Origin of the sequence: Massilia sp. (assembly GCF_031995545.1) — a bacterium.
Classification (GTDB): Bacteria; Pseudomonadota; Gammaproteobacteria; order Burkholderiales; family Burkholderiaceae_D; genus Telluria.
Map to the genome: position 1 here is coordinate 40,992 of NZ_DAMAGA010000016.1, position 11,035 is coordinate 52,026.

An 11,035-nucleotide genomic window follows, 5' to 3' on the forward strand; every position below is an offset into this window, starting at 1 on the left:
TTCAGCTTCCCTGGGCCAGACGGCGTGCCTTGCTGATCGTGTAGTGCAGGCTCGATGGCTGCAGCACGGCGTCGAAGTTCACCGGTTCCTGCTCGGCCGGCAGTACCAGCAAGGCGGTGATGGCAAAATTCAGGCGATTGATCGCGCCCTCCTGCACCACCAGCGCCGCGCGCACGTTGCGCAGGCGCGGTTCATGGCGCGCGATGGTCTTTTCGATGCAGGCACAGATGTGGGCGCGGTCGTCGCTGCTCGACAGACTGAGGCCGGCGAAATCGCTCAGGCCATAGGTGACGATCGAGCGCGCGCACTCGGGATAGTCGCGGATGCGCAGGTCGCCGAAGGCGGCGCGGGTGTTGAGCAGCGCTTCCAGGTCGCGCGCGACGCTGTCCTTGAGTTCCTCGATCGACAGCCGTGACACCGTGGCCGGCCCGACGCCGCCATGGCGGCCACCTTCCATCAGGCGATCGAACAATCCCGGCGAAAAACCTTTCATGTGGTTCCCGAATCAAGAAATGAAGTGGGCGCGGCGGCGGCGAGGTGATCGCGCCGCCGCCGCGCTGCTCAGGATCGTAAGACCAGGAGCGCTATCAGGCGGTCTTGTTGGCCGACAGGTCCCAGCCGCCCGAGGTGTTGCCGCCCGAGCCGCCGCCGACTTTTTGCTGGGTGTACTTCCACTTGACCTTGGAGTACTTCAGCGCCACGTTTTCCGACAGGATGTCGCCCGGATTGACCGACGGCGCCACGTTGCTGATTAGGACGTTCTCGAGTTCGATCTCGAAGTACTTGATGCGTTCGCCCTGGCCGTCGGCGCGCAGGAATTCGAACTTGGCTTTCGGGATGGTCTTGCCCGACGAGCAGTTTTGCAGCAGCAGCGGGGTCGCCAGGTCGGCCAGCTTGGACACCACGATGTCCTTGTGCTCGGTACGCTCGGCGGTGTGGCCGCCGCCGGTCGATGCGGTCGCCGATTTCGGCTGCAGCACTTCCCACTGCACCGAACGGCATTCGATCCAGTCCTTGTGCGCGGTATCGGTGGATTCACCCTTGATGCCGTCAATTTGCAGGTATACGTCGATGGCCATGCTAGTTCCTTGAGTTGGTTAGAAAAAAAATTTACGACTTGGTCGATTGAGGCAGCTCCGCGACCAGACGGAGTGAGACAGACAGCTCGTCGAGCTGGAAATGCGGACGCAGGAACGACACCGCGCGGTACACGCCCGGGCGGCCCGGTACTTCGGACACCTGCACCGACGCTTCGCGCAGCGGGAACTGCGCCTTCTGTTCCTGGCTGGCGTTGTCGTCGAGCAGCACGTACTGGGTCAGCCAGCGGTTCAGGAAGTCTTCCACGTTGGAAGCCGAGGCGAAGCTGCCGATCTTGTCGCGCATCATCGCCTTCATGTAGTGGGCGATGCGCGACACCGCGAAGATGTACTGCAGCTGGGCCGACAGCACCGCATTGGCGTTGGCGGCGTCGCTGTTGTACTTCTTGGCTTTCTGGGCCGACTGGGCGCCGAAGAAGGCGGCATAGTCGGTATTCTTGCAGTGCACCAGCGAGATGAAGCCGAGGTCGCTCAACTCTTTCTCGCGGCGGTCGGTGATCGCGATCTCGGTCGGGCACTTGAGCGCCACTTCGCCTTCGTCGGTTTTAAACGTGTGGGTCGGCAGGTCTTCCACCAGGCCGCCACCCTCGACGCCGCGGATCGCGGCGCACCAGCCGTAGTCCTCGAAGGCGCTCGTCAACCGCGCGCCGAAAGCGTAAGCGGCGTTGCACCACAGGTACTTCTCGTGGTCGGTACCGTCCACGTCCTCGACGAAGTTGAAGCCTTCCACGGTGGCGCCGTCGGCCGGGTGGAACGGCAGCCGGCCCAGGAAGCGCGGCAGCGTCAGGCCGACGTAGCGCGCGTCTTCCGACTCGCGGAACGACTTCCACTTGGCGTATTCGACGGTGTCGAACACCTTCGACAGGTCGCGCGGTTTGCCCAGGTCGCTGTAGGTTTCGAGGCCGAACAGTTCGGGCGAGGCGGCCGAGATGAACGGCGCGTGCGAGGCGGCCGCCACGTGCGACATCTGCTCGATGAAGTACATGTCTTCCGGCTGGCGCGTGATCTCGTAGTCGCCGATCAAGGCGCCGAACGGGGCGCCGCCGAAGGTGCCGAATTCTTCTTCGTAGACCTTCTTGAACATGGTCGACTGGTCGAATTCGAGCGCGCTCTGGAAGTCTTTCACCAGCTCGCGCTTGGTGGCGTTGAGCATCTTGATCTTGAGGTTCTGGCCGGTGGACGAGTTCTTGACCAGGTAGTTCAGGCCGGTCCAGCTGCTTTCGATCTTCTGGAATTCAGGGGCGTGCATGATGGCGCTCAGCTGGCGCGAGATCATGGCGTCGATTTCCGCCACCCGAGCGTCGATCGTGGCGGCCAGGTTGTCCGACACCACCACGGTGCCTTCCATCACTTGCGACACCAGCTCGGAAATGATGTCCTTGGCGCGCGCGTGCTCGGTGCTCGACTTGGCCACCTTGCTCTGCTCGACGATCTGGTCCAGCAGCGCCAGTTCGGTGGTGGCCGCGCCGGCGGCCTGGGACGAGGTTTGGACGGACATGGTTCAGTCTTTCTTGGCAGGGGTTTGCTGGCCCAGTTCGGCCAGCTTTTCGGTGCTCGAGAGCACGTCGCTGAGGAGGTCTTCGAGCTTGTCGTTGCCGGCCATCTTGTTGCGCAGGTCGGCCAGCTTGGTGCGCGCTTCCAGCAGCTTTTTCAGAGGTTCGACCTGCTGCACCACCGCTTCCGGACGGAAGTCGTCCATCGACTTGAAGGTGAGGTCGACGCCGAACTTGCCGTTGCCCTCGCCCAGCTCGTCGGCCACCTGGAACGCGGCGCGCGGCTCGATGCCCTTCATGACCTCGTCGAAGTTGTCGCGGTCGACGCCGACGAACTTGCGCTCCTTGAGGCGCTTCTGCTCGACCTGCGACTGGCCGCCGAAGTCGCCCACCACGCCCATCACGAACGGCAATTCCTTGTTTTCGATCGCATCGCCGATCTCGACGTCATAGGTCATCTGGACCCGCGGTGGACGCACTTTCTGCAGGCGCTTCTGGACACTTTCTTTTTTCGACATGAGGTTCCCCATTTCACATGAACGGCGCCGTGCTGGCGGCGCCGGTATTGGCGATATACATCCGCAACTGTCAAGACCCGGCTGCTTATTTCAGCGCCCCGAACGGATCGGCGCTTTCGGCGGCCTGCTTGGCGCCCTTGCGCGCGCTGCGGGTCGGCGCCGGCGTGGCGGCCTTGCGCGGCGGCGGTGGCGGCGGAATCAGGACCTGCTCGCCCAGGCTTTCGCGCAGCAGCTTGGCCAGGTCCTGCGACTCGGTGCGCAGCGAACCCGACAGGTTGTTCTGGCTGCGCAGGTCCGACAAGGCGCGGATCGACAGGCGCAGGCCGCTGATGGCGATGATGCTGTTGGCCAGCTGGTCGTTGGGATCGCGCACCTTGACTTCTTCGGCGTTGACGATCGCTTCGCCGTACTGGCCGGCGTCGTAGCGGGTCTGGGCGATCTTGATCCATGGGTCCTTGTCGGCCGGGTAGGCGCCGGCGGCCTGGCGCCACAGCGCGATGGCGGCTTCCTTCTGGCCGGCACTGTCGGCGGCGGCTGCCTTGCCCATGAAGTCCGCCAGCGTCGGCGGCGCGGCCGGCGCCGGCGGCTTGACGGGTGCGGTGCTGCAGGCGCTCAGCGCCAGCGCGCACAGGGCGCCGCCCATCAGGCGGCGAAGGCTCGGAGATAAAGTCATGCGGTCCTCAAAAATGTTTATGCATAGTAGATATCCACTATTGCTCGACTGTCATGCCCCGAAAAATACCATAAATCGGAATTCAAGCGCTCACATCAGCTCTAGCGGACATTTTCATGCGCGGCGGGTAACCAATACTCAGCACGATACGCGCTCGAAATACCGCTTCTCACTTTTCGATGTTATTGTCTTGTCAGTTGTAAGCGAGCATTAATATGTCGTCAATAGGGTATGCAATGAGCATTTCTGGGAAACTTCTATGGGGCGAGGGGCTGTTTCTGCGGCCTCAGCATTTTCAGCAGCAAGACCGCTACCACGAGACGCGTCTGCGCGACAGCGTGCGTGCGCTGCATCCGTACAGCTGGGGCGTGGGCACGCTGCAGGTCGATCGCGATGCCTTGCAAAACGATACCTTGCGGCTGCTGGAACTGACAGTCCACTTTCCGGACGGCGAAATCTACGCCGCGCCGGGCGAGGACGACCTGCCGCCCGAGATCGACCTGGGCGCGATCCCGCGCGGCCAGCAGGAGCTGACCTTCTACGCCGCCCTGCCCGCCTTCAAGCACTTCGGCGGCAATTTCGCGCCCGACGGCCAGGCCAGCGCCGCGGCACGCTTCGCCCAGCACAATGCCGACACGCCCGACCTGTACACCCAGGCCGCGAGCGCCCAGCTGGCCTACCTGAAGAAGTCGCTGCGCCTGGTGCAGGAATCCGAGCCGCGCGACTCCTATGTATCGGTACCGCTGCTGCGCCTGCGCCGCCTGTCGACCGGCGGCTTCGAGCAGGATCCGGCCTTCGTGCCGCCCAGCCTGTCGATCCGCAGCGCGCCGCTGCTGTTCCTGCAGCTGCGCCGCCTGCTCGACGCGCTGCAGGCCAAGGTCGACGCCCTGTACGGCCACCACCGCGAGCCGAGCAAGCACGTGATCGAATTCCGCTCGGGCGACATGTCGAGCTTCTGGCTGCTGCACACGGCCAGTTCGGCGCATGCCTCGCTGAGCCACTACTTCCACCATCCGACCCTGCATCCGGAGCGCCTGTACGAAGCGCTGCTCGGCCTGGCCGGCGCCCTGATGACGTTCTCGAAAGGGATCTCGCTGAGCGAACTGCCGCCCTACGAGCACGTCAATCCCGGCCCCGGCTTCGCGCGCCTGCACGCCATCATCCGCGAGTTGCTCGACACCGTGATCTCGTCCAAGTACTTCGCGATCGCCCTCAACGAAGTGAAACCCTCGTACCACCACGGCATGCTCGACTCGGGCAAGATCGACGCCCAGACCAGCTTCTACCTGGGCGTCTCGGCCGACCTGCCGGGCGTGGAACTGGTGGACGTGGTGCCGCTGCGCTTCAAGGTCGGCGCCCCGGACGACGTCGAGAAGTTCGTGCTGTCGGCGATGCCGGGCGTGCGCCTGGCGCATGCGCCGCAGGTGCCGGCGGCGGTGCCGGTGCGGCCCGACACCTATTATTTTTCGCTCGACCCCAAGGGCCAGATGTACGAGCGCATGCTGCAGGCGCAATCGATCTCGATCTACGTGCCTTCCGGCCTGCGCGACCTGAAGCTCGACCTGGTCGCCGTCACTTCCTGAACCTGAACTGTCTTTGCCATGACTTCCAGCGCCCCTTCCCTGATCCCCGGCGGCCAGCCGTCGTTCACGCCCAACGTCGCGGCCGGTCCCGGCACCGAACACACGCTGATGGACCTGATGTACGACGGGTTCTACGCTCTGTTCATGCTCAAGAACGGCAACGGCCCGCAGTCCGAAGCCGAGTTCCGCAACAAGCTCACGCGCTTCCTGGACGACTTCACGCGCGGCGCCAAAAAGCAAGGCGCTTCGCCCGACGACATCGACAACGCCAAGTACGCGTTCTGCGCGGCGGTCGACGAAATCATCCTGCGCTCGCCCTACGCGATCCGCGACGACTGGGCGCGCCGTCCGCTGCAGCTGGTGCTGTTCGGCGACCAGCTGGCCGGCGAGAACTTCTTCAACCGTCTGGAAGACCTGCGCGCGCGCGGCAGCGCCCACCTGGAAGCGCTCGAAGTATTCCATATGTGCCTGCTGCTCGGCTTCCAGGGCCGCTACATGATCGAGGGTTCCGAAAAGCTGGCCTACCTGACCTCGCGCCTGGGCGACGAGATCGCCCACATGAAGGGCCGCAAGGGCGGCTTCGCGCCGCACGCCGAACGGCCGGACCAGATCATCCACAAGCTGCGCAATGAAGTGCCGCTGTGGGTACTGTGCTCGGTGTTCGCGCTGGTGTGCGCGCTCGGCTACATGGGCCTGCGCACGGTGCTGGGCAAGGGCACCGAGACGACGCTGAGCGCCTATAACGACGTCGTCAAGCTGGCGCCACGCCAGGCCAACCTGACCATCACGCTGCCGTGATCGCGCTGTCGGACATCGCCGCGCTGCCCGGCATCGACGCGCTGTTCGGCGTCAAGCTGAGCCAGCACGCGCGCCTGATCACGCTCGCCACCGCGCAGGACTCGGCATTGCCGCAGGCGCTGGTGGCGGAACGCTTCGCGGGGCGCGAAGCGGTCAATGAATTGTTCGATATCGAGATCGATGCGCTCAGCACCTCGACCGACCTCGATCTGGCGCAGTTCATCGGCGAAGAGATCACGCTCGGGCTGCTGCAGCCGGACGGATTGCGGCGCTCGTGGCATGGGCTGTGTGTCGATGCGGCCTGGCTCGGCGCCGACGGCGGGCTGGCGCGCTATCGACTGCACCTGCAGCCGGCGCTGGCGCTGCTCGGGTTGCGGCGCGACAGCTACATCTTCCAGGACAAGAATGCGCGCGACCTGATCACCGAGCTGCTGGCCGATTATCCGCAGGTACGCTTCGAATTCGACGTGTCGCAGGAACTGGCGGTGCGGCCGATCTGGACCCAGTATCGCGAGAGCGACCTGGAGTTCCTGCAGCGGGTGCTGGCGGCCGAAGGCTTGAGCTGGCGTTTCGAGCACGACCAGGAGGGCGATTCGGAAGGCGACGGTGGACAGCAGCATGCGCGGCACAAGGTCGTGTTCTTCGACAGCGCCGCGGCCCTGCCGCCGACACCGGGCGGCGAGGTCTTGCGCTTTCATGGCGTGCGCGCCACCGATGACGACGATGCGATCGACAGCTTTGCCGCGCGCCGGCGGGTGCAGGCCAATGCGGTGACCATCAGCAGCTGGGATCCGGCGCAGCTGGTGGCGCCGGCGGCCGAGCAGATGAGCAATCTGGAGACCGGCGAACTGCCGTCGCTGGCGATCTACGACGGCAGTGCCGAGCGCCGGCATGCGGACAATGCCGGGGCGGACCTGCACAGCCGCCTGATGCTGCAGGCGCTGGAACTCGATAACAAGCAGTTCGAGGGCGCGGGCGCGGTGCGGCGCATGGCGGCGGGTCACGGCTTTCAGCTGACCCAGCACGAGAACTATGCCGATGGCGCCAATCTGTTCACTACATTGTGGGTCGAGCATGAGGCGCGCAACAACTTCGGGCCGGCGCTCGATGGCGCGCTGGCGCGGCTGCTGGCGTCAGGCACGCCGCAGATTGGCGCCCTCGCCCCGCTTGACACCGAGGAGCTGGAACCGGGCACCTATCGCAACCGCTTCGCCTGCGTGCGCGACACGGTCGCCATCGTGCCGCGCGCCAGTGCCGCGCGCTTCGCCGGCGCCGCGCTCGGACCGCAGACGGCGCTGATCGTCGGCTTGCCGGAGACGATCAATACGACTACGCGCGAGCATCAGGTGCGCATTCAGTTTGCCTGGCAGCGCGGCGCGGCCAGCAATCCGGGCGGACTGGCGCACGATACCGACGAACAAGGCAATGCGCCGGGCAACGACGCCTCCGGCACCTGGGTGCGCGTGGCCGAAGCGCTGGCCGGCCCGAACTGGGGCTCGCAGTTCACGCCGCGCATCGGCACCGAGGTGCTGGTCGATTTCATCGAAGGCGACATGGACCGGCCGCTGGTGGTGGCGCAGCTGTACACCGGGTCGGATACGCCGCCGTTCTCGGCCGGGGTCGATACCGAGGTCAATCACGCGGGTGTGATCTCGGGGATTCACAGCAATAACTTCGATGGCGGCGGATATAACCAGTGGGTGGTCGACGATACCAGCGGGCAGGTGCGTACGCGGCTGGCGACCAGCAGCGCGGCGACGCAGCTCAATCTTGGGTATCTGGTGCAGCAGGCGGTCGGGTCGGCGCAGCGCGGGAGTTATCGCGGGCAAGGGTTCGAGCTAAGGACCGATGCCTGGGCGGTGGTGCGTGGCGGTGAAGGGACCTTGATTTCGGCGACGGCGCGGACGCAGCAAGGCAGCGGCGTGACGTCGACACAGCTCGATAGCGCGGAGGCGGTGGGGTTGCTGCGCGGGGCTGCGGAATTGAATACTGTACTGATCGATGCGGCTGGCCAGCAGAAGGCGTTGTCGAGCAAGGATGCGCAGCAGGCGCAGGCGGATTTCATCAAACAGGTCGATCCGGAGGAAAGTGGAAAGTTCGATGCCGGCGTCGGCGGGCAGGATGCGCTCAAGGCGAGTACCGGTGCGCGCGAGCTCGATGCGGCGGCGCCGGTGGAGAAGTTCGGGCAGCCGATCGTGTTGATGGAGGGGCCGGCCAGCATCAACTGGGCAACGCCGGCGTCTACCGCGCTGTTCGCCGGCGGGCAATTGCAGTGGACGACGCAAGCTGATCTGCACATGGCGGCGGCGCATACGGTAGCGTCGGTGTCGGCGAACGCGACCGGGTTGTTCACGCATGACGGCGAGATCCAGGCAGTGGCGGCGAATGGGCCGGTGTCACTGCAGGCGCATACCGACCAGTTGGAGATTTTGGCGGACAAGGCGGTCACGATCGTGTCGGTGAACGATGTCATCGAGATCAAGGCAAAAGAGAAGATAGTGCTCCAGGCAGGGCAGTCTTCGGTAACGCTGGAGGGCGGGAATATCACGTTCGCTTGCCCAGGAAGTTTCACGGTTAAAGGTAGTCAACATATATTCGAACAGGGTGCCGAAGGCGCACCTCGTTTTGAACCACTGCCGGATAGCAGATTAAAGCTTTTCGACGAAGGTTTCATTATCAAAGACATCAAGACTCGTGAACCCTTACCCCGCCATCCTTATCGGATTACACGTATCGATGGAACTTTCGAAGAAGGTGTAACTGATGACTTAGGGCGCACGCATACCGTAGCAACGGCTGATGTTGAGCAACTTACATTAGGCCTGATTCAATCGCCGCGCCAAAGTTCTCATGATGAAAAGTTATTAGTTCCAAAAGCCAGTAGCACGAAATATAAAGCCGCCGAAAAATCGGTTACCAGTCCGGTAGAAATAAAAGCTCGCAAAGAAGTATTTACCAAAAAAGCCAATTGCTGGATTGAAGATTACGAAAAAGAAGTCAATACAAAAACTGCGGATTTGTATCACTTGACAACTGACCTCAACGGCAATCAAGTTTTATTTGAACAAGAAGCGAAATTTTCCCTTTATGTTCCGACCAAATCAGGATCGAGCGTTATCGCCGAACTGCGTATTAAGCCACAAATTTACTTGTCCACTGGTTTGGAAATACAAAGACGGAGAATGGACAAAGCCAGGCAGGAGTCGCTAGACAAAAACGATCAGCTTACGATTCCATTAGTTCAAGCCAAGGCCGAACGTGGTCTTGCTCAGTACTGGAATAACAAGCTTAAAATCAAGATTATCGACCCCGAATGTGGAATTCGTACTTTCCCAATCGAATACAGAATAAAATGGGTTGATAGCGGTGAACATTATAAGATGATGATTCACTTGGGAGCAGATGCCGCGAAATTTCGAGAAAGTGTTGGACTCACACAAATATCAGTTATTCCTGAGAGCGATGAATTTGTGTATGCACATGAATTAGCTCATTGCTACGGTCTCGCAGATGAATATTCAACCAAGGCAGGAGAAGATCGACTCGTCACCTATTTCAAGCCTGACGGGTCAGGGGATGCGCCCATTGATGCGCTTGCTTCATCGCGCGCACCTGGCGAAGAAGGAGCGAATATCATGTCTGTACGGGACGAGACCAAAATTGAACCTAGACATGCTTGGCAAATCGCATATGAAGTGCAAACACTTCTCTCCGAAAAAATTGGTAGAAAGATTAAATGCGACATTCTCTTAGGCTAGTTCTACTGGCTCTACTTCTTGGTAGCCCGTCAACATATGCATATACTATGGAAAACCAAATTTTAACAGTGGAATTGTTTTGCCCTTACCATACAAATTGCATCGCCAATGGGCGAGATATGCCCATCGAGATTACCATTAAAAATACGAGCTCGTCAGTTATTGGATTTCCTCTTGCTTACATGAATCGGCTTGGGCCGTCTGGGCGACTCTTCGACAATATCACTAAAACGGAAATTTCGTTACGAACGGGTATGCCTGACTGGAGATTCAAGGATATATTTACCAAAATGCATCCTGGAGAATCAGTTAAAATGAGCACTATTCTTTACATTGACGAGATTCACGCCTTCAAACAGGAGTATGTCGACATAACGGCAGAGATAGGCATAGTCAGCAATATCCGCATTGATGATCAAGTTGAAACCACAAAATTTTCTGGCTATTCCACCATTCAGATTCTCGATAAAAAAACATACCGCGAACGTAGTCGCACCATTTCTCCATAACTTTACAAATCCAATTAATAACACGATGAGCAGTTTCAGGGCAGCCTAAAATCGATTCCCATATCGTGCATTTGATCGTCTTTATCCGCGTGGTGTATGTACTGTCAAGTGGCTGCAACTCAGAGGAATATGGGAAACACCGTCGACCTACCTCGACGCCCTGAAACAACTACTTTGTCTAAAGCTTCCGTTCATCTCCGCTCAATGGGAGCTGGTTACCACTCCCGAGTTTCATGGTGGCGTTCCCGGCCGTACTGACTACATCGCCTTAGTTGCAAAGATTGCTCATCCGAATGCAGGATTGCGACTGGTATGCCCACCTTGTCTTTACCCGAGGTCGCTGGAAAATTTTGCAAATCCGACGACCGAATGCTGTTGCGTATTATGGCGGTCGATTCCACCGCTATTACGCAACGACCTGACGACATGAAGTAATTGCTTTCGCAGTCGCTAACACATCGAAATCACCCTGACCGCACTTCATTGCCAGCACCCGCGTCGTCGAAACGAGATCACTGCCCTTTCGCGCTGTCAACATATACACTACTACCCCAACCACGACGACGTTTCATATTTACAACAACCATTGCATCTTAATTTAATATT

At 60.6% G+C, this 11,035-nt stretch carries 9 protein-coding genes; 4 read left to right on the top strand and 5 right to left on the bottom strand.

Features of this window, described 5'->3' with window-relative positions:
* Position 1: 1 nt before the first annotated feature.
* From tssE to RTQ83_RS13340, 5 genes are all read right to left on the bottom strand, one after another.
* Positions 2 to 493, bottom strand: a complete 492-nt coding sequence (gene tssE / locus RTQ83_RS13320; RefSeq protein ID WP_312515234.1) for a type VI secretion system baseplate subunit TssE — start codon at positions 491 to 493, stop codon at positions 2 to 4.
* Between the two features lie 94 nt (positions 494 to 587).
* Complete coding sequence (locus tag RTQ83_RS13325) at positions 588 to 1,079, bottom strand: type VI secretion system tube protein Hcp (protein WP_312515236.1); 492 nt, start codon at positions 1,077 to 1,079, stop codon at positions 588 to 590.
* A gap of 31 nt (positions 1,080 to 1,110) precedes the next feature.
* Positions 1,111 to 2,595 (bottom strand): type VI secretion system contractile sheath large subunit, encoded by a 1,485-nt coding sequence (gene tssC, locus RTQ83_RS13330; protein ID WP_312515239.1) that lies wholly within the window; start codon positions 2,593 to 2,595, stop codon positions 1,111 to 1,113.
* A 3-nt stretch (positions 2,596 to 2,598) separates the two neighbouring features.
* Positions 2,599 to 3,108 carry a type VI secretion system contractile sheath small subunit gene (gene tssB, locus RTQ83_RS13335; RefSeq protein ID WP_312515242.1) on the bottom strand — a complete coding sequence of 170 codons (510 nt, stop codon included), beginning with the start codon at positions 3,106 to 3,108 and terminating at the stop codon, positions 2,599 to 2,601.
* Positions 3,109 to 3,193: 85 nt separating this feature from the next.
* Complete coding sequence (locus RTQ83_RS13340; RefSeq protein WP_312515247.1) at positions 3,194 to 3,781, bottom strand: hypothetical protein; 588 nt, start codon at positions 3,779 to 3,781, stop codon at positions 3,194 to 3,196.
* A gap of 236 nt (positions 3,782 to 4,017) precedes the next feature.
* Here RTQ83_RS13340 and tssK point away from each other — a divergent pair, with 236 nt between their 5' ends.
* Genes tssK through RTQ83_RS13360 form a run of 4 tightly spaced genes read left to right on the top strand, consistent with a single transcriptional unit; the run spans position 4,018 to position 10,429 of the window.
* Positions 4,018 to 5,364, top strand: a complete 1,347-nt coding sequence (gene tssK, locus RTQ83_RS13345; protein WP_312515250.1) for a type VI secretion system baseplate subunit TssK — start codon at positions 4,018 to 4,020, stop codon at positions 5,362 to 5,364.
* Positions 5,365 to 5,382: 18 nt separating this feature from the next.
* A complete protein-coding gene (gene icmH, locus RTQ83_RS13350; protein WP_312515253.1) occupies positions 5,383 to 6,162 on the top strand; it encodes a type IVB secretion system protein IcmH/DotU in 780 nt (259 codons plus the stop codon).
* Entirely contained in the window at positions 6,159 to 9,920 is a 3,762-nt protein-coding gene (locus RTQ83_RS13355) for a type VI secretion system Vgr family protein (RefSeq protein WP_312515256.1), read from the top strand. Before icmH ends, RTQ83_RS13355 begins: the two co-directional genes overlap by 4 nt.
* A 47-nt stretch (positions 9,921 to 9,967) precedes the next feature.
* Positions 9,968 to 10,429: a hypothetical protein gene (locus tag RTQ83_RS13360; protein WP_312515259.1), complete on the top strand. Its 462-nt coding sequence runs from the start codon at positions 9,968 to 9,970 to the stop codon at positions 10,427 to 10,429.
* Positions 10,430 to 11,035: the final 606 nt, after the last annotated feature.